Origin of the sequence: Allomuricauda sp. ANG21, assembly GCF_040705235.1 — a bacterium.
Lineage (GTDB): Bacteria > Bacteroidota > Bacteroidia > Flavobacteriales > Flavobacteriaceae > Flagellimonas > Flagellimonas marina.
Genome location: NZ_JBFCVT010000002.1, coordinates 690,914 through 714,690 on the forward strand (window position 1 = coordinate 690,914; position 23,777 = coordinate 714,690).

General features: G+C 42.6%; 12 protein-coding genes. 8 read left to right on the plus strand and 4 right to left on the minus strand.

Going from position 1 to position 23,777, the window contains the following annotated elements; all coding sequences use genetic code 11:
• Positions 1-9 precede the first annotated feature (9 nt).
• Entirely contained in the window at positions 10-2,262 is a 2,253-nt protein-coding gene (locus AB1A65_RS05460) for a glycoside hydrolase family 3 N-terminal domain-containing protein (protein WP_366586460.1), read from the minus strand.
• 176 nt (positions 2,263-2,438) lie between these two features.
• On the opposite strand from AB1A65_RS05460, the gene AB1A65_RS05465 reads away from it, so the two are divergent.
• The 6 genes from AB1A65_RS05465 (at position 2,439) to AB1A65_RS05490 (ending at position 12,117) form a co-directional block, all read left to right on the plus strand.
• Entirely contained in the window at positions 2,439-4,619 is a 2,181-nt protein-coding gene (locus AB1A65_RS05465; RefSeq protein ID WP_366586462.1) for an alpha-glucuronidase family glycosyl hydrolase, read from the plus strand.
• Between the two features lie 16 nt (positions 4,620-4,635).
• Positions 4,636-5,376 (plus strand): SDR family oxidoreductase, encoded by a 741-nt coding sequence (locus tag AB1A65_RS05470; RefSeq protein ID WP_366586464.1) that lies wholly within the window; start codon positions 4,636-4,638, stop codon positions 5,374-5,376.
• A gap of 17 nt (positions 5,377-5,393) precedes the next feature.
• Positions 5,394-6,566: a mannonate dehydratase gene (uxuA, locus tag AB1A65_RS05475; protein ID WP_366586466.1), complete on the plus strand. Its 1,173-nt coding sequence runs from the start codon at positions 5,394-5,396 to the stop codon at positions 6,564-6,566.
• Between the two features lie 41 nt (positions 6,567-6,607).
• Complete coding sequence (locus tag AB1A65_RS05480; protein WP_366586469.1) at positions 6,608-7,801, plus strand: endo-1,4-beta-xylanase; 1,194 nt, start codon at positions 6,608-6,610, stop codon at positions 7,799-7,801.
• Positions 7,802-7,886: 85 nt separating this feature from the next.
• Entirely contained in the window at positions 7,887-10,574 is a 2,688-nt protein-coding gene (locus AB1A65_RS05485) for a sialate O-acetylesterase (RefSeq protein ID WP_366586472.1), read from the plus strand.
• Between the two features lies 1 nt (position 10,575).
• Positions 10,576-12,117: an acetylxylan esterase gene (locus AB1A65_RS05490; protein WP_366586475.1), complete on the plus strand. Its 1,542-nt coding sequence runs from the start codon at positions 10,576-10,578 to the stop codon at positions 12,115-12,117.
• A gap of 12 nt (positions 12,118-12,129) precedes the next feature.
• Here the strand turns inward: AB1A65_RS05490 and galB are convergent, their stop codons facing one another.
• Entirely contained in the window at positions 12,130-14,850 is a 2,721-nt protein-coding gene (gene galB, locus AB1A65_RS05495) for a beta-galactosidase GalB (RefSeq protein ID WP_366586477.1), read from the minus strand.
• A 327-nt stretch (positions 14,851-15,177) separates the two neighbouring features.
• Here galB and AB1A65_RS05500 point away from each other — a divergent pair, with 327 nt between their 5' ends.
• Positions 15,178-16,485: a glucuronoxylanase gene (locus tag AB1A65_RS05500; RefSeq protein ID WP_366586479.1), complete on the plus strand. Its 1,308-nt coding sequence runs from the start codon at positions 15,178-15,180 to the stop codon at positions 16,483-16,485.
• Positions 16,486-16,579: 94 nt separating this feature from the next.
• Positions 16,580-18,817 carry a CRTAC1 family protein gene (locus AB1A65_RS05505; RefSeq protein WP_366586482.1) on the plus strand — a complete coding sequence of 746 codons (2,238 nt, stop codon included), beginning with the start codon at positions 16,580-16,582 and terminating at the stop codon, positions 18,815-18,817.
• Here the strand turns inward: AB1A65_RS05505 and AB1A65_RS05510 are convergent.
• Together AB1A65_RS05510 and AB1A65_RS05515 are read right to left on the minus strand one after the other, a co-directional pair.
• Positions 18,814-22,095 (minus strand): VCBS repeat-containing protein, encoded by a 3,282-nt coding sequence (locus AB1A65_RS05510; RefSeq protein ID WP_366586484.1) that lies wholly within the window; start codon positions 22,093-22,095, stop codon positions 18,814-18,816. The two genes, AB1A65_RS05505 and AB1A65_RS05510, sit on opposite strands and share 4 nt — an antisense overlap.
• A 127-nt stretch (positions 22,096-22,222) precedes the next feature.
• Positions 22,223-23,737 (minus strand): carbohydrate binding domain-containing protein, encoded by a 1,515-nt coding sequence (locus AB1A65_RS05515; protein WP_366586487.1) that lies wholly within the window; start codon positions 23,735-23,737, stop codon positions 22,223-22,225.
• Positions 23,738-23,777 lie beyond the last annotated feature (40 nt).

A 23,777-nucleotide genomic window follows, 5' to 3' on the forward strand; every position in this document is an offset into this window, starting at 1 on the left:
AAAAAGTTATTAATTGAGATTGATGATTCCTGTGCTCATGGATGAAGCTCCAAGTTCTTGACTACGTTTCATGGGACTACTACCACCAACATGAATGGTAAACTCCCCAGGTTCAAAAACACGTTCCCCTTCGTTGTTCACCATTTGGAACACCTCTGGTTTAAGGGTGAAGGTAACCTTTTTGGACGCATTCGGCCCTATGTTGACACGTTGAACTCCATATAATTGGGAGTTTGGAACATCTACAGAGGCTTCCATATCCGTAACATATAATTGTACCACCTCATCAGATTGAATAGTACTTTCATTAGATACGGTAACCGTTATTTTTACTTCATCTTCCTTTGAAATGGTCGATGATGAAATGTCCAAGTCTCCATAGGTGAAGTTGGCGTAACTAAGCCCGTATCCAAAAGGATAAAGAGGGTCTACGTCCATATATTTATAAGTTCTGCCTTTCATGGTATAATCTTCATAGGGCGGAAGTTGGTCCAATGATTTTGGAAAGGTGATGGGCAATCTTCCAGAAGGGGAAACTTTTCCAAAGAGGATATCGGCCACGGCATTTCCACCTTCTTCCCCAGGATACCAGGCCAATAAAACAGCATCTGCCAGTTCGTGTACCTCGGCAAGATTCATAGGGCTACCTCCGGTAATGACCGCAACAATAGGTCTGTCTCCGGCGGCATCACGTAGTTTTTTCAGAAAATTTATCTGGTTTTGTGGAAGATTGTAATCCAATCGGTCACCAGCTGTTGTTGATGCCAAGGATTCCCCTTCTTCACCTTCCAGAAGACTGGAAATTCCAAGAACGGCTATGGTAGCATCACTTGTTCCAGCATTTGGAGTTGCCCAATCTTGTGGGTTTAAGGATTCCCTATCCAAGAGGGCCCCTATTCTGTATTGTAATTGGCTTCCAGGGTGGATGGCACCAGCTACTCCCTCAAGCACGGTTACCAATTTGGGGTTTACCCCATAATAATTACCTAAAAGCACATCTGTATTTGCTGCGTTGGGGCCAGTTATAAAATATCTTGAAAGGTCATTTTTAAGGGGAAGAACACCGTTATTCTTTAACATTACAATTCCTTTTTGGGCAACTTCTCGAGCCAAGGCGCGGTGTTCTTCACTATCAATCACATCCACAGAAATGTCATCATAAGGATTGCTTCCTTTGGGGTCAAAAAGCCCCAACTTGAACCGGGTCCGTAATAAAATAGCGAGTTGTTCATCGATTTCGGCCTCAGTGATCAAGCCACTTTTAACCGCTTCTGGCAGTCCATCCAAGTAGGTGCTACCACAATTTAAGCTTACACCGCTTTTTACGGCAAGGGCCGAAGCTTCTGCAGGAGTTTGAACAACACCATGTCCACCATTATCTGCTGCTGTGAACAAATCCACAATGGCCCAACAATCACTGAGCACATGCCCATCAAAATTCCATTTGTTCCGCAAAACATCCGTAATAAGATAGTTGTTGGAACAACAGGGCTGCCCATTGGTGCTGTTGTAGGCGCACATCACGGCCTCTACATCCGCATCGACCAAGGCTTCAAACGCCGGCAAATACGTTTCCCACATATCTTTTGGGGTGGCAATGGCATCAAACTCGTGACGTAATTTTTCTGGCCCACTGTGCACGGCATAGTGTTTGGCGCAAGCGGCGGTTTTTAAATAATCGGGATTATTTCCTTGAAGCCCTTTTACAAATGAGGTCCCCAAAATGGAAGTCAAATAGGGGTCTTCACCATAGGTTTCCTGCCCGCGACCCCATCTAGGATCTCTAAATATATTGATGTTAGGCGTCCAAAAAGTCAAACCACTATATCTAAGATGGTACCCTTTTTCCTTGGCGGCATTGTGCATGGCACGGGCTTCGTCAGAAATTGCAGAGGAAACCCGAAACGCCAAGTCACTGTCAAAAGTTGCTCCAAGACCAATAGCTTGAGGGAAAACGGTTGCGATTCCAGACCGTCCAACTCCATGCAATGCCTCGTTCCACCACCCGTAGGGTGGTATTCCAAGACGCTCAATGGCGGAGGTGTTATGCATCATCTGATCAGCCTTTTCTTCCAAAGAAAGTCTGGAAATCAAATCACTTACACGTTCGTCCAGGGATAAGGAAGTATCATAGAATGGAAACTCGTACTCAGAGGTTATATTAGATTTTGATATGGACTTGTTGGAGCTGTCACCGGAATTTTCTTTGCAGGCCACTAGGCAAAGAAATGCGAGTCCGAAAATTAATTTATAAAAGTTCATAATTTGATTTTGATTGCTATGATTTTCGTATTGGAGTGTCAAATTTCGTAAAAATATCGATTTTTGCAATCGATTGCGTTAAACATTTTGTTAATCTATGAATTTTTTACTTATTTTACTCAGCGCAATTGATTGATTTAATAATTAATCGATTTTTTTTTGTCAAATTCTAAATTATGAAACAGTCCATAAAACTAAATGTACAGTATTTTTTTGGCATCTTTCTGTTTGTTTCTTTCGCATCGTTTTCAATGTCAAATGGATACGAACTTTGGTTGAATTACACCAAGGTTATGGATCAGAATTTGCTAACTGAATATCGGTCCAAAATTCAATCGGTTTATTTAAAAGGGTCAGGAGAAACACATGCAGCGATTAAAAAAGAATTGAAAATGGGACTTGGTGGACTGCTAGACACGGAAGTGGTTTTTCATAAATACAATGGAACGGGAAACCAATTGATTGTTTCTAAATACAATGAACTGCCACAGGAGCTTAAGGGTAATTTCAATATGGATGACCTTTCCGGTGAAGGATATAATATTAAAACCGTACAATTGAAGAATGCCTCATATGTGGTGGTCACTTCAAACGCAGATATTGGCCTTTTGTATGGCACTTTTAATTTCTTGCGTTTGTTGCAAATGAATTCCTCTTTGTCAAATCTTGATATCACTGAAATTCCCAAAGTGGATATTCGGGTATTAAACCACTGGGACAATCTGGACCGCACCATTGAGCGTGGATTTGCGGGCTTTTCCATTTGGAATTGGCATACACTTCCCGGATTTATTGACCAACGTTATATTGATTACGCCCGGGCTAATGCTTCCGTGGGTATTAACGGAACCGTGCTTACCAACGTGAACGCCAATGCACTAATCTTGACCCCGCAGTATTTGGAAAAGGTAAAAGCTTTGGCCGAAGTGTTTCGCCCATACGGCATCAAAGTTTACTTAACCGCAAGGTTCTCGGCGCCTATTGAGATAGGAGGATTGGAAACCGCTGATCCGTTGGATGCCAATGTAATTCAATGGTGGAAAGACAAGGCTAAAGAAATTTACACTATGATCCCTGATTTTGGTGGGTTCTTGGTGAAGGCCAATTCCGAAGGGCAACCTGGCCCCCAAAATTATGGCAGGAGTCATTTGGATGGCGCCAACCTTATGGCTGATGCGTTGGAACCTTACGGTGGCTTGGTTATCTGGCGGGCATTTGTCTATTCTGAGCATGACCCAACCGACAGGGCAAAACAGGCCTATTCCGAGTTTTTGCCAGAAGATGGCAAATTCAAGGGTAACGTCTTGCTTCAGGTAAAGAATGGAGCGATTGACTTTCAGCCCAGGGAACCTTTTCATCCCTTGTTTGGAGCAATGCCCAACACGCCAGTGATGATGGAGTTTCAAATTACGAAAGAGTATTTGGGATTTGCCACACATTTAGTATTCCTACCCAAACTTTTTGAAGAAGTTCTGCAGTCCGATACCTATAGAAAAGGAAAAGGGTCTTTGGTGGCCAAGGTGATTGACGGTTCATTGAACAACAAAAAACTTACAGGGATGGCAGGGGTATCCAATGTGGGAAATGACATCAATTGGACAGGTCACCCCTTTGGTCAAGCTGATTGGTATGGATTTGGGCGACTGGCCTGGAATCCATACATGACTTCGGAGAATATTGCTGATGAATGGCTAAGGCTTACATTCAGCAACGATGAAAAATTTGTGCAGCCTGTAAAACAAATGATGATTGAATCCAGAGAAGCTGTAGTCAACTACATGAACCCGCTTGGGTTGCACCATATTTTTGATACGGGCCATCATTACGGCCCTGGACCCTGGGTGAACAACCTTTCCAGACCGGAATGGAACCCAGTGTATTATCACAAAGCGGATAGTGAGGGTATAGGTTTCGATAGAACAAGAACAGGAAGTGATGCCTTGTCGCAATACGCGCCTGAAGTAGAAAAAATGTTCACAGACCTAGAAACATGTCCCGAAGAATATCTGCTATGGTTCCATCATTTGCCTTGGGATTATACCTTAAAAAATGGACGTACCCTTTGGGATGGATTGGGATTGAAGTACCAAGAGGGCGTAGATCAAGTTCGTGGTATGATCAAAACATGGAAGACCATGGAGCCTTATGTGGATAAAAACCGTCATCATCAGGTTTCCATGCTGCTGAACATTCAGCTTAAAGAAGCCATATGGTGGAAAGATGCTTGTATGCTTTACTTCCAGACATTTTCAAAAATGGAATTTCCCAAAGAGATGGAAGCCCCCAAACATACATTGGAATATTACAAATCGTTAAAATATCCATTTGCACCGGGCATCCGGCCTACATGGAACTAACCTTATAAACAAATTAATGGATAAAAAAGTAGCCATAGTTACCGGAGGCAATTCGGGATTGGGTTTTGCCACCGCAAAGAAGTTTTGCGACCATGGAATCAAAACCTATATCATAGGCCGGACCAAAGAGCGAACTGAAGAAGCTTGCGAACAATTGGGCGAAAACGCCGTTCCGGTAATCTTTGATTTGACCGATCTTGATGGAATTCCCCAAATAGTTGGGCATATCTTCAAAAAAGAAGGACACATTGACGTATTGGTTAACAACGCCGGAATCAATATGAAAAAGGATTTCATCGATGTGACCGATGCCGAGTTTGAACAAATTCTACGGACCAATGTGTTCAGTGTGTTTGCCATAAGTAGAGAAGTTGTCAAAAAAATGAAGGAAACCGGAGGCGGAAGTATCGTCAACATTAGTTCCATGGCAGCGCAATACGGTATGCCAAAGGTGATAGCCTATTCGGCCAGCAAAACGGCAATTGAGGGAATGACCCGGGCCATGGCAGTGGATTTGGCCCAATACAATATTCGAACCAACTGTGTTGCACCTGGTTTTATCAAGACCAAAATGACGGCAAAGGCCCTTGATTCGGACCCGCCAAGAAAGGAAAAGGTGTTTTCAAGAACCCCCATGGGAAAAATGGGAATGCCAGAGGACATAGCAGATGCAGTGTATTTTTTCGCATCAGAGCAAGCTAAATTTGTAACAGGTACAGTACTTCCTATAGATGGAGGGAACAGTATCGGGTTTTGATTACAAATGAAAACTATATGGTAAAAATGCAGCAGACCATGCGTTGGTATGGTCCACATGATGGGGTTAAATTAACCGATATTCGCCAGAGTGGGGTCACGGGAATTGTTACGGCCCTACATCAAATTCCTGTTGGTGATGTTTGGGAGGTAAAGGATATCCAAGAAAGGCAAGAGGTAATCCGCAAAGCGGGCATGGAATGGACGGTAATTGAAAGCTTGCCAGTCCATGAGGACATTAAACGAAGGGGGGGTGATTGCCAAAAATACATCGCCAATTATAAAAAGAGTCTGGAGAACATTGCCCAATGTGGTCTAAAAGTGGTCGCTTACAATTTTATGCCCATTTTGGATTGGGTCCGAACGGACCATGCCTATCAAAATATCGATGGAACCAAAGCACTTTTGTTTGATGAACGGGCTTTTATCTTTTTTGATGTGTTTTTGTTGCAACGTTCCGGAGCTGAAGAAGATTACAGTCAGGAAAAGTTGAATGAAGCCATTGCCTATGGCAACACTTTGGATGATACGGAAAGACAAAAACTCTACAATAATGTGCTGTTGGGCCTTCCCGGTAGTGATGAAAGTTTCACCAAGGAGAAAGTGCTGGAATTACTGGATGACTACAAGGGAATCAGTGATGAGGATTTACGGAAGAACCTGATTCATTTTTTATCCGAAGTGGTGCCGGTGGCGGAGAAGTTGGGAGTTCAATTGGCCATACACCCAGACGACCCTCCTTTTTCCGTTTTGGGATTGCCCAGGGTTGTATCCACGGAAAATGACATCAAAGCAATTTTAAGTGGAGTACCCATCAATGCCAATGGACTTTGTTATTGCACAGGTTCTTTGGGAGCGAATCCAAACAACAATCTTGTTCGGATTATAGATCAACATGGTAATCGTATCCACTTTTTACACCTCAGGAATGTCAAACGGGAAGAAGGTAAACGGTTCCGGGAATCCGAGCACCTTAATGGGGACAATCCCATGGAGGCCATTGTGGAGAAACTTTTGGTGTTGATGCAAAAAAACAAAAAGGGACTTCCCATGCGGCCTGATCATGGATTCCTCCATTCATTTGAACGTGAAGAAAAATACCCTGGGTATTCCTTGATTGGGAGGCTAAAAGGACTGGCTGAAATCAGGGGGTTGGAACAAGGAATAGCCTACAAGTTAAAACAGGAATAAATTAAAACGAGAAAAATAAAAAATAGCTAAAAATTAAGAAAATGAAGACAGTAAAAATTGTAATGCTAATGATTTTATTGGTAGTCGCGGGATGCAGCTCAGGAAGTGATGACACCGGTCCTCAGGTTGGTGGCCCTTCCGATGATATTGACCCCGGAGGCTCTGATGATGACAATCCTGACAACGATGATGACGATGTCCCTGTTGTAGGTCCATTCGTTTATGATGCCACAGAAGATTTAAAGAATGTTGCCAGCTTTCCGATTGGAAATATTGTCTCCGCCAGTAAATTAGCTTCCACCTCAACGGCCAACACAACTTTCAAGCAGATATTGAACACTGAATATAATAGCATCACGGCTGAAAATGATATGAAAATGGCCAATATGTTCACAGGCCCGGACACGTATGATTTTAGTGATGGCGATGCCATTGTGGCCTATGCCAAGGAAAATGGACATCGAGTACATGGTCATGCACTCATATGGCATCAATCCATACCCAATTGGTTGAACAATTTTACCGGAACCGATGAGGAATTTGAAGCGCAAGTGGAAGGCTATGTGAAAGCTACGGTGGCCCATTTTGCAGAAGCAGAAGATGACGATGGGAATCCAATAGTAGCCTCTTGGGATGTTGTCAACGAATATTTTGATGGGTCATCGGTAAGAAGCTCCCTTTTTACGCAACGCATAGGAAACGATTTCCATGAGAAGGCCTTTCAGTGGGCCAGGGAGGCCGACCCAGATGTAAAACTTTTCTATAACGATTACAACATCGCCGGACAGGTGGACAAAAGAAATGCCATTATTAGTATGGTAAATAATTTTATCACGAATTCCATTCCTATCGATGGTATTGGTATGCAAATGCACCTGAACCATGATTGGCCTTCATCGGATTTGCCCCTTTCCATCCAAGCAATATCGGACACAGGTCTACTGGTCCACATATCCGAGCTGGATGTAAAAGTGAACTATGGGGATGACATTACGGAGTTGACGGAAGAAAGAGCTGCAGCACAAGAATTCCAATACCAAAGAGCAGGCTATTATTATACCTCCATTGTGCCGTTGGCACAGCAATTTGGATTAACGTTATGGGGCTTTCGCGATCAAGATAGTTGGTTGTATGATGGAGGTTCCGATTGGCCCTTGCTCTATGACAATGATTTTAATACGAAGATTTCCCATAGAGGGCTGGTTGCTGGGCTTAATGAGGAAAATCCAGAGTAAAATAGTAAGGATGAAATACTAAAAACCATGATGAAGAAATGATTATAAGTTTCATCATGGTTTTTTTGATACTAAACAGAACATTATGAAAAACGTACTACTTGTCGCAGGTTTCCTATTGACAATTATAGGGAATGCCCAGATTAAACTCCCTAGACTGATTAGTGACGGTGTGGTATTGCAACGAGATGAAAACATAAAGATTTGGGGATGGGCTTCACCCAATGAGCAAGTGGAGATGACCTTTAAAGGTAAAAAGCACAAAACCATTGCCGACCCAAATGGGGATTGGACCATTCAACTTAAACCACAAAAGGCTGGTGGGCCCTACACGATAAAATTTAAAGGCAAAAACGAGATTTCCGTGAGTGATGTTCTTTTTGGCGATGTTTGGCTCGGAGCCGGGCAGTCAAACATGGTTACGCCAATGGAGCGGGTCAAAGAAAAATACCCAGATGAGGTGACCAATGCCAACTATTCAGAAATTCGGAATTTCTTTATTCCAACGCTTTCAAGCGTATCAGGTCCTGAAAAAGACCTACCCGCTGGAGAATGGAAACCGGCTGTGGCCGGAGATATCATGCCAATGGGAGCAGTGACCTTTTTCTTTGCAAAAGATCTTTATAAAAAATACGGAGTTCCTATCGGGATCATCAATTCAAGCGTAGGGGGTACGCCCATTGAAGCGTGGATCAGTGAAGACGGATTTAAGGAGTTTCCCAACAACTTGGCAACCATCCAAAAAAATAAGGATGAAAACTATTCAAGCCAATTTACTACAAGACCCCCTGCTCCAAACGTTCAACCTGAGATTCAGGATAAGGGTCTAACCGGTCCCATCAAATGGTATGAAAATGAATATCAACCTAAAGGTTGGAACAACTACTACATTCCTGGATATTGGGAAGACCAAGGTTTAAGAGACTTGAACGGTGTGGTATGGTTCCGTAGGGAATTGGAAATCCCTGATGCTCTGGTGGGAGCCGAGGCCAAACTTTTTATGGGACGGATTGTGGATGCCGATGAAGTATATGTGAATGGTACCAAAATAGGAAACATAACCTATCAATACCCACCCAGAAGATATACCGTTCCCGAAGGTGTTTTAAAGAAAGGGAAGAATCTTGTTGTGGTTCGGGTTAGGAATTCAGGAGGAAAAGGAGGATTTGTCCCCGATAAAAATTATGAGCTTACCGCCAATGGAATCAGCGTTGATTTAAAAGGGGAGTGGCAATACAAAGTGGGAGAAGTCTTTAAACCCTTTCGAAGAGGGAGAAGAGGTGGCAGCAGTTACAACCAGTTTTGGGCACAAAACCAGCCTACTGCCCTCTACAATGCCATGATTGCCCCGTTGACCAACATGTCCATTACGGGGATGTTGTGGTATCAAGGTGAATCCAATACAGGTCGACCAAAAGCCTATGCCGATTATCTTCCAGCCTTGATTGAAGATTGGCGTGAAAAATTCAATAAACCCAATGCCCCTTTTCTATGGGTGCAACTCGCCAACTTTCAAGATGTGGATTACCTACCAACGGAGAGCAATTGGGCGGAACTCCGATTTTCGCAGTTCAAGACGCTCTCTGTTCACAATACGGCTATGGCAGTCATCATCGATTTAGGGGAATGGAACGACATTCATCCGTTGAACAAGGAAGGGGTTGGAAAACGATTGGCGCTGGGCGCCTTAAAATTGGCGTATGGTGAAGATGTGGTGCATTCAGGACCCATTTTCAAATCCTCAGAAATCCAAGGCGATAAAATTGTGCTTCATTTTGATTCCGTTGGCAGTGGATTGGTGTCCAATGATGGTGAGCCATTACATCGATTTGAAATTGCAGGACAGGATCAAGAATTTGTGTGGGCAGATGCCCAAATCGTTGGAAACACGGTTTTGGTAGAAAGCGATGAGGTGCCTCGCCCAGCTTATGTTCGTTATGCTTGGGCAGATAACCCCAGAGGCGCTAATCTCTACAACAAAGAAGGATTGCCAGCATCTCCCTTTCAAAATTTTGATAATGAAGAACTGAACCAATTGCCTTGGCAAGGGAAGAAGGCGGCAGTCATCCTTACCTATGATGATGCCTTGAACGTTCATTTGGACAATGTGGTTCCTTTACTGGATTCCCTGAATTTAAAAGGAACATTTTATGTCTCCACGTTTTCCGAAGCCTTCAGAAATCGGTTAAACGATTGGAAACGAATCACATGGAATGACCATGAATTGGCCAATCATACCATTTTTCATCCTTGTATCGGCAAGGAAAGCAGACCATGGGTGAAACCAGATTATGACATGGCTACCTACACCGTTCAACGTATGGTAGATGAAATCAAAATCAACAACACCCTACTTGAAGCTTTGGATGGTAAAAAGGAAAGAACCTTTGCCTATACCTGTGGTGATTTTACCGTAAACGGAGATGATTTTTTCATTGATGAACTCAAGGATGATTTGGTAGCAGCCAGGGCCGTGCGTTCAGAAATGCATACCATTGATGAAGTAGACCTTTATAGCATGGACAGCTATGCCATTGTGGGCGCATCGGGTGATGAGATGATCGGAATGGTAAAGAAAGCAGTGGAAACCAATTCTCTCTTGATCCTTCTTTTTCATGGTGTGGGAGGAGAACATTCCATGGATGTTTCCTTGGAAGCCCACAAAGAACTGTTGGAATATTTAAAAGAACACGATACCGAAGTATGGACCGCACCACTTATTGAGGTGGCCAAGAATGTAAAAGCATATCAATCCAAGACAAAAACAAACTAAAATGAAGGCATCACATTACCTTGTACTCATCCTCATGTTCACTGGCTTTTATGGAAATGCGCAATTTTTTCTATCTCCAGAAGAGCGAGACAGCATAGATAGATTTGGGAGAATAAATCATGAAAATATGATGCAGCAACTGGGCATAACCGAGCTAAGACGTGGCCGGACTCCTGACCAGTCCGCCGAAAATGCCGCCAACTATGATCAGTCCAAAGCGGACCCTTGCCCAGAATTACCAGAGGTATTGGTGACCAAAAAAGGCAAAAAAGTAGAAGATGCAAATGATTGGTGGAACATACGTCGTCCAGAACTGGTTGAGGATTTTGAACGGGAGGTATATGGTCGATTGCCGGACAATATTCCGAATGTGAGATGGACTGTAAAAGTGGAGGACAAGGAGTTTGTCCGTAGGACACCGGTGATTGTAAAGCAATTGGTGGGGCATGTGGACAACAGCTCCTATCCTTCCATAAATGTGGATATCAATGCCATGTTGGTGGTTCCAGCCAATGTTGAGGGGCCAGTGCCCGTTTTGATCATGTTCGGGCGACCTTCGTTTCCTGCCCCGGCGCAACCTTCGCAAGAGGATATGGAAACGCTCAATACCTCCTTTAAGGAATTGATGATCAAGCATGACCCGAAACTAAAGGCAATATTTGACAAATACCCAGCATACAGTCCCATTACAAGATTGCCCGGACCAAATTTCTGGGAACCCTTGCCCGAAGGTGACCTTCCCTCAACAGAACAATTGCTGAATGCAGGTTGGGGTTATGTCACACTTGACCCATCGAGCATACAAGCCGATAATTCAGCAGGCTTGACACATGGAATTATTGGTTTAGTGAATAAAGGGCAACCGCGTAAACCCGATGAGTGGGGAGCGCTACGCGCATGGGGATGGGGCGCCAGCCGTGTTTTAGACTACTTGGAAGGAGATGAATTGGTAAATGCGAAAAAAGTGGGAATCGAAGGTGTCTCTCGTTATGGGAAAGCGGCCTTGGTGACCATGGCGTTTGACCAACGTTTTGCTACTGGTTTGATTGGCTCTTCTGGGAAAGGTGGAGCAACCTTGCATCGGAGGAGCTATGGAGAATCCGTTGAAAATCTTGCAGGAATGGGAGCTTCCCATTGGATGGCCGGAAATTACATGAAATATGCATCTGCCAAGGCAAGTTTTGGTAGCAAAACAGGGTGTGATCTTCCGGTGGATTCCCATCAGTTGATTGCACTCTGTGCACCAAGACCCACATTTATAAGTTACGGCATCCCGGAACAAGGAGATGCCCATTGGTTGGACCAGAAAGGGAGCTATATGGCCACCATTGCTGCCGGGGAAGTCTTTAAACTATTGGGAGCAAAAGACCTTGGCGTTTCCAATGATTACATGCAGGAAGAAATGCCACCGTACAATACTGATATGTTAGATGGTGAATTGGCATGGCGTCAACATGATGGCGGCCATACTGATTGGCCCAACATGAAACATTTTATCCCTTGGGCCAATAAATTTTTGGAGTATCAAAAAGCACCCCGCTAAACGGGAGTAAATTTATTTACTCTCAATTTCAACGATTGCCAACTCCAATCCATCTGAGGTTGCCGTTACCTTGATCGTGCCGGGCTGGCCATTTTTTGATTTTACAATTGCCAAGGCCATTCCGCTAAAGGCATATCTTTTGGATGAGGGAAACTCGGTCATATCACATGGGTTTCCATTATCGGTCGCAATTAACGCTCCTGGACCATCAACGGTGAATTCAATTTCATTTTCAGCGTTGGCCACAAATTTTCCATCTTTATCCAGCACCCTTACCGTTATGTAGGCCAAATCCAAGCCATCTGAATTGATGGTATTTCTGTCCACCTCCACCTCTAGTTTTGCTGGAACACCAGTAGTTTTTACTATTTCTTCAGCCCAAACTTTCCCATTTTTGTAAGAAACCGCTTTTAATTCCCCTGGTTGATATATCACATCATCCCATCGCAGCCGGTATTCAAATGCTCCTTTTTTCTTTTTTCCAAGTGATGTACCATTGAGAAACAATTCTACCTCATCACCAGAAGTGAAGATGTGCACTGGCGTAACCTTACCAACTCGGTCAGGCCAGTTCCAGTGGGGTAAAATATGTACCATGGGCAGATCGGGCCGCCAACGGGCTTGGTACAGGTAATATCTGTCTTTGGGAAAACCTGCCAAATCAATAATGCCATTATAGGAGCTTCTACAATTATAATAGGGGGTAGGTTCGCCCAAATAATCAAATCCGGTCCAAACAAACTCTCCCGCCGAATACGGATGTTTATCGAGTGAAGCAAAAACCTTATCAGCCGAAGATCCAAAATCCACGGCATACAGCTCATACGCACTTACTTGCGAAATATTGTCATCCTTGCCATTTCCATTTAACATTGGGGCACTTATTTTATCGGTTACGGGAAACAGATATATTCCACGACTACTGGCCGCGGAAGCTGTTTCGCTGCTCAAGATCACCTTATTGGGAAATTTTTTATGGAAAGGCTCATATTGTGGCTTGGTCTTTATGCGATTTGTAACCGTGTCAAAAACTGGGTCTTGCCGAATACCCTCACCTTGATAATTGAAACTGATTACATCCATAACCGTTGGAAATGGCATATCGGATTTTGCCCAATTCATGGCGCTTGTGGTTAAACGTGTGGGGTCTTCATCTTTTACTATTTCAACTAATTTCCTTCCTATTTCAGCACCCGCTTCATCAGTGTATTGCTCGCCAACTTCATTGCCATAACTCCACATGATTATGGATGGATGATTTTTATCGCGACGTACCATGGCCCGGGCATCGGCTTCATACCAATCTGGAAAAATTAAATGAAAATCGTGTGGCGTTTTTTTACGTTCCCAAGAATCGAAAACTTCATCAATGACCAGAAAGCCCATTTTGTCACATAAATCCAACAACTCTGGTGCTGGTGGATTATGCGCCATTCGGATGGCATTACACCCCATTTCTTTCAGGATTTCCAATTTACGTTCTGCAGCTCGAACATTAAATGCCGAACCCAATGCGCCCAAATCGTGATGTTCATTAACCCCTTTTATCTTAATCAACTCTCCATTTACCAGAATGCCTTGATTTGGGTCAAATTCCAATGAGCGAATTCCAAAAGATGTATTGTACAAATCGATGACTTTTCCATTTTTTGAAATTGTTGTAACGGCTCTATATAAGTTTGGTGTTTGTGTTGGAAGTGGACCCCATAGTTTGGGGTTTTCAATGATTGCTTTGCTGGTTATTTCTTTTGATTGTTTGGAAGCTATCGTCAACGTCTTTTTTGGTAGCAGTGTAACTACCGATAGACTATCTTCCTCAGCATAAATTTCGGTAACCACATCAATTTCGGCACTTGTTTCAGAATCATTGTCCACGGAAACAGAAAAATCCACTGTCGCAGAATCCTCTGAAACATTGCGGGTTGAAACCGTTGTTCCCCATTGTGCTATGTGGACTTTATGGGTCTTGGTCAACCAAATATTGCGATAAATGCCAGCTCCGGGGTACCAACGTGCAGAATGGTTGGGATTGTCCACACGAATGGCCAATTGGTTGTCACCTTCAAAATTAAGATAAGGCGTTAAATCCAGTCGCCAAGAATTATATCCGTAAGGCCAACCACCAACTAAATTACCATTTAACCAAACCATAGCGTATGACATGATTCCATCTACATCTAAAAAAACGGACTTGTTTTTACCGGCATTTGTAATGTCAATTTTTTTACGATACCAAGCCACTCCGTTACTCGGTAAGCGTCCCATTCCACCAGTGACTTCAGCGTTATCACCTTCTTGAAAAGGACCTTTTATGGCCCAATCGTGAGGGATAGTAACTTCTTCCCAGTCTTTGTCATCAAAAGTGCTTTGCACAAATGGAAAATCTACCCCAGGATTTCCCTCAGGTCTTATGTAATGTCTAGAGCTGTCTTTTATAAAAGCATTTGCAGTTGGCAAAATGTAAGATTTCAATGCTTTTTCTGATGCTCTTAATTTTTCTGCTTCCGTTGCAGGCGTATCGGCGGCTTTTGAGTCGTTTACATCTGTTACTTCTGGACGGACGTCATAATATAAATCATCCGCAATGGTATGGGAATCATATTTATAAAATTTCCAATCTTTATTGATTGAAATATGCTCCCTAGGGTTTTGGATGGCATCTGTGGTTGAATTGCAAGCGGCTAGCAATAAAGAGGCTATTACAATGAAATAATGATTGGTTCTTTGAATCATGCTTAGGAATTGATTATGAATATTGTGTTGCTTTTTCAAACAAGAAAACCGCCTGCCAAAAGCAAAGCGGTCTTCACCGAAATTACAACATCGTAAACTATGTGCTGGCTTCTCTTATGTCCATTATAATTGGTAAATATATCTTTAAGAATATACTAGTTACTCATTTAAATGTCTTAAAGATACATAATATTCTGAAAACGCAATCGGTTGCATAATTTTTTTGAGAATCGACTTAAATTCACTAATCTTATGAATTCCATTGTCCAAATCTAATCAGATTACAAAGGGCAATTTTTGATTGGAATACAAAAATTAATCAGGAAAATGCGAAAAATTAAACAGCTCACAACAATCTTAATTGTTATCCTAAATATCAATTGTAGTAGCAACGACACCAATGAAGTTGGAGGGCCCACACCTTTACCTGATCCAACAGACCCTACAGTTTTACAGTCTGATGCTTCTATAATTTCTCTGGCAGAGGTTGAACAAAACATAAGCGGTTTTGGTGCTGCAACCGTTTTTAGACTGAATGAACCACTGGGTGCGTCCGATATGGATAAATTATTTGGAACGGAAGAGGGGCAAATTGGGCTATCAATCTTGAGAATTAGGGTAGCCACTGATAATTTTGCAAGAGGTATTGAGTTGGAACACGCACGACTTGCAACAGCTAGGGGAGCAAAAATCATGGCCACACCATGGAGCCCACCCGCAGAAATGAAGACAAATAATGATTTGGTCAGTGGATCATTAAAACCAGAATCTTATGAGGACTACGCAAATTATCTAAATGATTTTGCAGCATATATGGAAGCTAATGGTGCCGCTCTTGATGCAATCGGTATTCAAAATGAAGGGGATTATCAGGTGAGTTATGAATCGTGTGATTGGACAGCTGCCCAAGTACGGGATTTTGTTAGGGATTATGGGCAACTTATTACCGATGCCAAGGTCATTTCCCCAGAATCCTTTCAATTTAGGCACGAGCACACAGATTTAATGCTGAATGACCCACAAGCAGAAACAAATGTTGATATTGTTGGGGGCCACATTTATGGGACACAGGTTCAAGATTATCCTTATCCGTTGGCTCTGGAAAAAGGAAAGGAACTATGGATGACCGAGCATTACACCACCAGTGACAGAAGCGCAAATTTGTGGCCAGATGCCCTGCTGGTTGGAAAGGAGATTCATAACTGTATGGTAATTGGCCAATACAGTGCTTACATCTGGTGGTATGGTAAGCGGTATTATGGTTTCATAGGCGACGGAGAAGAAGGTACCTCGGACGGAGTTGTAACCAAGCGAGGTTATGTAATGGCCAACTTTTCAAAGTTCATTCGGCCCGGATATTCAAGAATCGATGCTGATGAAAATCCGCAAACCGATGTATTTGTAAGTGCTTATTCAGGCGAAGGAAAAACTGTGATCGTTGCCATTAACGAATCAGGCCAAAACAAAGAACAGCAGTTTGTTATCACTGGAACGACGAGCACCAGCGTTACTCCTTATATCACTAGTTCTTCCGAAAATCTAGAGGTTCAAGAAACGGTTGATATTGAATCAAGCATAGAGGCATTTTTATATATGTTGCCACCCAATAGCATTACAACTTTTGTCGTTGAATAATGAGTGGAATATGGGTAAATTATGTATGACTCATTTAAAGGAAAGAAGTTTGACTGGCCACAACTGGAGAAGTATTCTTCAAATTTTTGCTTTCGTGGCATTGTTATGTTGCGGTTGTGTAAATTCCGAGAAAAAGGATTCGTCCAAGAACGACGTTGAAACCAATCCTATTCCTGAAAATAAGAAGCATACAACTCAGGAAATGATTACAGACATCCAGCAAAGAATTGCAGCTATCAATATAGAAAGTGTCCCCTATATCTTCAACAGTCAAAAAGCATCTATTTTGGAGAAGAGAATCCAATCAACCAGGGGAAGTGAACAACTCAATTTAATGTTCACCTATGGATTGGAACTGTTGAATGCTGGGAAAACGGAAGAGGCAATAGCCAATTTAAACCGGGTTCTGCAAGTTGTTGAGAGCAATAATATAAAGTCAAAGACTGAGTTGGTTTATTACCTCAAAAAACAATTGGCCATTGCCTACATGCGAAAAGCCGAACAGGACAATTGTATTGCAAATCATACGAATGAATCGTGTATCATTCCCATAAGCCCTAAAGCACAGCATGTTTTAAAAGAAGGTGCCCAGCAATCCATAAAGTTGTTCACCGAATTACTTGCCATCAACCCAAATGATTTGGAATGTCAATATTTATTAAATATTGCCCACATGACTTTGGGCCAGTATCCGGAAAAGGTGCCTAAAGAATTTAGGATTCCGGAGTCGCACTTTTTCAATTCCGCAAAGATTGCCCACTTTACGGATATCGCCATGGATTTAGGAGTGGATGTCAACCAATTGTCAGGGGGAACTTGTGTAGATGATTTTAACGGAGATGGATATTTAGACATTATAGCGTCCTCATGGGGTTTTGAAGACCAGATAAGATATTTTGAAAATAATGGTAAGGGTGGTTTTTCGGATAAAACCATTTCGTCTGGATTGGAGGGGGTTACCGGTGGTCTGAATTTAAGACATGCCGATTATGATAATGATGGCCATATGGATTTTATGATTTTGAGAGGCGCTTGGCTGTCTATCTACGGAAGTATTCCAAACTCTTTGATGCGAAATAATGGTGACGGCACCTTTACTGATGTGACCAAGGCCACTGGGGTATATTCCCTTAACCCGACACAGACCGCCGTTTGGACCGATGTCAACTTGGATGGTTGGCTCGATTTATTCATAGCCAACGAGTGGTCCGAAGCGAAACAAAGCTTTTGTGAGTTGTTTTTGAACAATGGGGACGGTACCTTCCAGAATATCGCCAAAGAAGCGGGAATTACCGTTTCGGGGTATTTTAAAGGGGTGGCCAGTGGAGATGTAAACAACGACTTATATCCCGATCTGTATTTATCCGATTATGATGGCTTAAACACCTTGTACATCAATACCACCAAAGAAACGGGGAAACCGTCTTTTAAAATAGCTGAAGAAAGTGCTGGGGTATCGGAACCAAAGTTGAGCTTTCCCACGTGGTTTTTTGATTATAACAACGATGGTTTTGAAGATATATTTGTTTCTGGATACTCTTCTTCCGAGGTGCTTCCCTCCGAAATGCTACTTCGAAATCTCAAGACCAACACCTCCGAATATCGACCACTGTTGTACCAAAATAATGGTGATAACACCTTTACGGAAGTTTCCTTAAAAACCAACCTCACCGAACCCGTTGCTACCATGGGCTGTAATTTTGGCGACTTGGATAATGATGGCTTTTTGGATTTTTACCTGGCAACGGGAGACCCAGATTTCTTCTCCATCGTGCCCAACAAAATGTACCGCAATGTGAATGGCAAGAGCTTTGAAGATGTTACCTATAGTGGTGGTTTTGGACACATTCAAAAAGGGCATGCCATTGGTTTTGGGGATATGGATATGGATGGGGACCAGGATATTTATGCCGTAATGGGTGGGGCAGTGGAAGGTGATGTGTTCCGAAATTTGCTTTTTGAAAACCCGATGGGCAATGAAAATAATTGGATCAATATTGTGTTGAAAGGAAAACAAAGCAATCGGTCAGCAATCGGAGCGAAAATCATCATTATCATTGAAGAAGACGGTAAAGAACGAAATATCTATAACTCAGTGGATACCGGAGCGAGTTTTGGCGGAAACAGCTTAATGGCTGAAATCGGATTGGGAAAAGCTTCTCTCATCAAAAAATTGGAGATTAGGTGGCCCCATCATACCAAACCCGTTTCTATTTTCAGCGATGTTGAGGTGAATCAAACGATTAAAATTGAAGAGGGAGGGGAAATTGAAAAATTGAGTCTTCCCAAATTTTCATTCAAGAAGAAAATGGCCAACCATCAACACCACTAGCCCTTTTTTGCTTTAAAAATGGTCAATTCGTCATCGTTGTTGGCAATCAAATAGCACGTTTCGCCACCAATGGTTATCTTTTTCATGTCCTTCACATTGCCTTGGGTAAAAAAGCTAATATCCGTGTGCGGGGTAAGGTTTCCTTCGGAATCCCCTAAAAGGACATAGCCCGTGTTGGCGTCATAGCGAATGGTTTCCACTTCGGCCTCGTAAATGTTTCCAACGCCCAAAACATCCAAATGGCCATCTTGGTTCACATCGGTCACCTCAAAGGCCATGGTTGGCCCAAATTGAGCTGTTGTGGGAAGTTTTTGCACTTCAAGCGAGCCATTCCCCATGTTTTTTAGATACATGCTGCCAAACTCATGAACTTGTTTGTGGTAGGCTGAGCTTAGCTCTTCCTCGCCATAAATATCAATTAAAGTGGAATTAGCGAACTCTTTGTATGTCTGAATTTTTTCGCTCACAAAAGGGTTTTGTTCGGTGGAACATTCCTTACCTCGAACGGGTACCAGATTGCCTTGGTAGACCTTACTCAAAATCATATCATATTTGCCATCGGCATCAAAATTGGTGGAATAGATATGAAGCGGTTTTTCTTTTGTGGGGTGGAACTTGTTGTTATCTCCCAAGTTACCGACCAGATAATCCATCTTTCCATCATTGTCAATATCCATTTCTGTAATGGTGTTCCACCAGCCCTCAGTGTGGTCTAATGCAGCAAGGGGTGTTTTGGTGAATTTTCCATTTTCGTTGTTAAAAAAAGTAATCGGAAACCATTCCCCAACAACGGCTAGGTCCTTGTCGCCATCCCCATCATAATCTGTAAAGAGCAGGTTGTTTACAATTCCGATATCCATTAATTCTGGAGCGATTTCTTCAGTTGAATCGATATAGTGGCTATTTTCATTGGTAAGCAAATAGGTCTTGGATGAGAGGGGATATTTTCCGGGAACTACCTGTCCGCCAACCACCAAGTCCAAGTCTCCATCCCCGTCCACATCATGGGCTGCAACCGCTTTTGTGACCCCCAACATCTTGGGCAGTTTATTGGATTTTGAGAAACTACCTTTTCCATCGTTCAAATAAAGCCGGTCTTGAAGCAACGGATTGTTCTCTCCTACTTCATAACTGCCACTGCCCACATACAGATCTAGGTCTCCATCGGCATCGGCATCAAAGAAAAGTGAAGTGATATCCTCGTACTTACTTTCCTTTGAAAACAAAGATTCATTGGCCTTTTTGAATTTTCCATCTTGGGTTTGTAGGTACATTTCACCCGCCTGATCCAATGCGCCACCGATGTAAAAATCTTCCAATCCATCGCCATTGACATCGGCAACTGACAATGTAGGGCCTTTTTGGGACTGCTTTTGGGGCAGCAATGTCTGTAGATCAAAGTCGTTAAAACTGTTTTCTTGGTGATGGTATGTTATTCCCAAACCGTTGGGATTGCTTCTGGAGAAATGTTGCGAAACTTCAAAGGGCATTACTCCATCAAACTTAAAGTCTTTTTTGTCGAAAATAACCGTCTGATTTACCTCGACGTTGTCCATGGCCAATACCGAATTATCGCCCCAGGTGACTTCAATCCGGTCAATGATTTCTTCATCGCCCAGACCAAAATTAAGTTGATATCCCATTGATGATTGGTAGCCCCGGGATGGGAACAATTCTTGGTATTGGGATTTCTTCTTGGAATAGACCTTGATTTTTGCGCCGACGGCCTTCACATTTTTTTCGTCACCAACAAGCTTGATGTTTATATAGTTGTTGGTTGAATTATTTTTGTATACCGTAGCTTCATCTGACATGTTGTTCATGACCAAGTCCAGGTCGCCATCATTGTCCAAATCGGCATAGGCAACCCCATTCGAGTTTACTTTTTTGTCCAAGCCCCAGGCTTCGGTCATTTTTTCAAAAGTAAAATCACCATTATTTCTATAGATGTAATTTGCGATTTTTTCAGAGGGCATAATGCTCATCATTTCCTCAACCGTCATGGCACCCTTTTCTTTTTGTTGGCGAACAGATTCCTTTTTATAATCTTGATTGCCCAACTCCCGTTCAATACCGTTGGAAACGAAAATGTCTTTATACCCGTCGTTATCAAAGTCAGCAACTAGGGGCGCCCAACTCCAGTCGGTTTTAGAAATACCGGCTAGCTGGCCTATATCACTAAATGAGCCGTTGCCGTTGTTCAATTGAAGAGTATTGGCCATAAACGAGTAGTGATAGCCAGAGGCTACCATTTTCCAAAAGCCCTGGGTATTCATGGAGGCCATATTTTCCTTGCCACGTCTGTGATCTTCGGCAAGCATATCCAACACTACCAAATCTGGCAAAAAATCATTGTTGATATCCGCATAGTCAGAACCCATTGCGTTGTACGGAATATGCTTAAACCTGATATTTATTTGGTTTGAAAATGTACCGTTTTTGTTATTTATGTATAAATGATCTGGAGTGATAAAATCGTTGGCAACATATATATCGAGCCAGCCATCATTGTTAAAATCGCCTATGGAAGCGCTTAACCCCCATTCTTTATTCATAATTTTTGCCTGAAGGGTAACATCTGTGAACGTCCCGCCATCATTTCTTAATAAATGGTCTGATGTTTCTTTAAAATATTCTCGCTCAGCTTTGTTCTCAATCTTGTTGCTTTGGCTAAAATCTGGGCGATGGTTCACCAAATACATATCCAGGTCCCCGTCTTGATCATAGTCAAAAAAATACGACTGCGTGGAAAAGCCATTCTGATCCAACCCCCATTTCTTGGCTTCATTTTTAAACGTTCCATCTTTTTGGTTGATGAAGAGTTTGTTTTTCCGTAGTTCATCATTGTTGAAAGATGCTGATTTGCACACGTAAATATCCAACCACCCATCATTGTTTATATCTACCATGGTTACTCCTGTGGACCATCCTTCATTATCTTCCAGGCCGGCAGTTTTTGTGGCGTCCACAAACTTGAAATCACCTTGATTTAAATATAGTTTGTTGGAATTTTGGTTTGAAGTGAAATAGATATCCTCCAGACCGTCATTGTTTACATCGCCGATTGCTACTCCAGCGCCATTGAATGCATATAAATATTCGATGTAATTGAAATCGATGTCTTGTTTGACCGTATTTTTAAAGTTAATTCCCGTGTGCGAGTTCTCAACCAAATTAAATAAAGTGGTGGCATCTGAAGTTTTTTTCTTTTTGACATCAGTGTCCTTACACCCGATCAATAGAGCAGAAAAGAATAAAAAAGACCAAATTTTATACACCCATCCCATTTTGGAAACCATATTAATTACTAAAATAAAAAAGAAAGGCTGTCATTTGACAGCCTTTGGTATATATTACTTTTAATGATTAGTATTTGCTTTGTTAATCGGATAACCAGCCTTGTTGCTATTCGTCTTCTGGTGGAGCCAAAAGGCTAACATCGTCCACAAAATAAACTGCATCCAGAGTAGCTCCTAGGTCCAATACAATACCAGTTTGTGTGCTATTTGCGGTAAATACCCATTCAACTTTCTGCCATTCGGTGGTTACGGTTACATCACCCTGATATTGGGCATCCCCGTTTCCTGTGGTTGACATTCGGATCACTCCACCATTGCCTGGGCCTGGTGCAGCTTTAATCCATAGACTTGCAGTGTACTCCACACCATCCTCGGTGGCGACGGCATCACTGGCCAACTGGGTTCGCCATGCATCGCCTCCAAATCCGACAGCCCTGAGCGCTCTTGAACCACTCCGGACTTCATCGGCCTCTGTGGTAGCAGTTAATAAATCGGCGCCATTGAATTTACTCCAATTGGTAAAATCATCTCCGTCGCCTTCTTCAAATCCTCTATTGAGCAAAATTTCTGTGGGCTGTGGTCCAGAAAGACCGGTGGCAACCAAGGTAACGTTGTCTACAAAATACACAGCGTCGGCCACAACACCAAGGTCCAGAACTGCCCTAGCTGGATTAGCATTAGCCGTAAATACCCACTCAATTTGTTGCCACTCCGTAGTGATGTCGTAATTACCGCTATAAAGTGCGTCTGGATTGGTTGAGAATCTGATATTTCCACCATCTCCGGGAGTTCCTGGCTGTGCTTTTATCCACATGGACAGGGTGTATTCCACATCAACCTGTGTTGCAGCAGGATCACTTGCCAACTGAGTTCTCCAAGCATCTCCACCGACACCCACGGCACGTAAAGACCTACCATAATAGGCTTCACCGTCAGCAGTAGTGGAGGTCATGCCATCGCCACCATTGAACTTTGACCAATTGGTAAAATCATCTCCGTCCCCAAGTTCAAAACCTCCATTGAGGAGTAAATTTTCACCTACATAAAATTTTCCAGGAGCGGTAGCCTCTCCTCCAGAAGTGACAACTTTGATGGGTGCCTCCAAATTTTCCTCAAGCCCCGCTGGAACCGTAATGGTCAACTCAGTGGCTGAAGATGAAACCACACTGGCTTCAATCTCGCCAATGGTTACGGACTGAAGATTGTCCAAAGAGGTTCCCCTAATGGTAACATCTTCTCCTTCTGGTGCGGCATTTGTGGATAGTGCTATGATAATTGGAAAAGGTCTTGCGACTACTTCAATATTGCGTTCTACAACGTATCCATCGGGCATTACCAGTGTTACCAATCCGGTACCGATGGCTGCATTTGCGGGCAACGTAAAAGTTAATGTCTCTCCATCTAATTGAAAGGGAATTTGATTATTTTCCAAGAATACAAATAGAACGGCATCAAAATTGTCTCCTTCCATGGTTACTTGATCACCAGGATAAAAATTATCTGATGTAATGCTAGCCACAGTTACTATAGAATCAGAAAAATCGTCTTCTTCACAACTTAAGGCAAAAACAATTGCAACGACTGCTAGAAAATTACCTATGTATTTAAAGGCTTTTGACATGATTTTCGTTTTTTTAGTTAGTTTATGTTATGTTCAATTA

Coding starts and splice junctions, on each gene's coding strand:
- AB1A65_RS05460 (WP_366586460.1), bottom strand. CDS start 2,262: ATGAACTTTTATAAATTAATTTTCGGACTCGCATTTCTTTGCCTAGTG.
- AB1A65_RS05465 (WP_366586462.1), top strand. CDS start 2,439: ATGAAACAGTCCATAAAACTAAATGTACAGTATTTTTTTGGCATCTTT.
- AB1A65_RS05470 (WP_366586464.1), top strand. CDS start 4,636: ATGGATAAAAAAGTAGCCATAGTTACCGGAGGCAATTCGGGATTGGGT.
- uxuA (WP_366586466.1), top strand. CDS start 5,394: ATGGTAAAAATGCAGCAGACCATGCGTTGGTATGGTCCACATGATGGG.
- AB1A65_RS05480 (WP_366586469.1), top strand. CDS start 6,608: ATGAAGACAGTAAAAATTGTAATGCTAATGATTTTATTGGTAGTCGCG.
- AB1A65_RS05485 (WP_366586472.1), top strand. CDS start 7,887: ATGAAAAACGTACTACTTGTCGCAGGTTTCCTATTGACAATTATAGGG.
- AB1A65_RS05490 (WP_366586475.1), top strand. CDS start 10,576: ATGAAGGCATCACATTACCTTGTACTCATCCTCATGTTCACTGGCTTT.
- galB (WP_366586477.1), bottom strand. CDS start 14,850: ATGATTCAAAGAACCAATCATTATTTCATTGTAATAGCCTCTTTATTG.
- AB1A65_RS05500 (WP_366586479.1), top strand. CDS start 15,178: ATGCGAAAAATTAAACAGCTCACAACAATCTTAATTGTTATCCTAAAT.
- AB1A65_RS05515 (WP_366586487.1), bottom strand. CDS start 23,737: ATGTCAAAAGCCTTTAAATACATAGGTAATTTTCTAGCAGTCGTTGCA.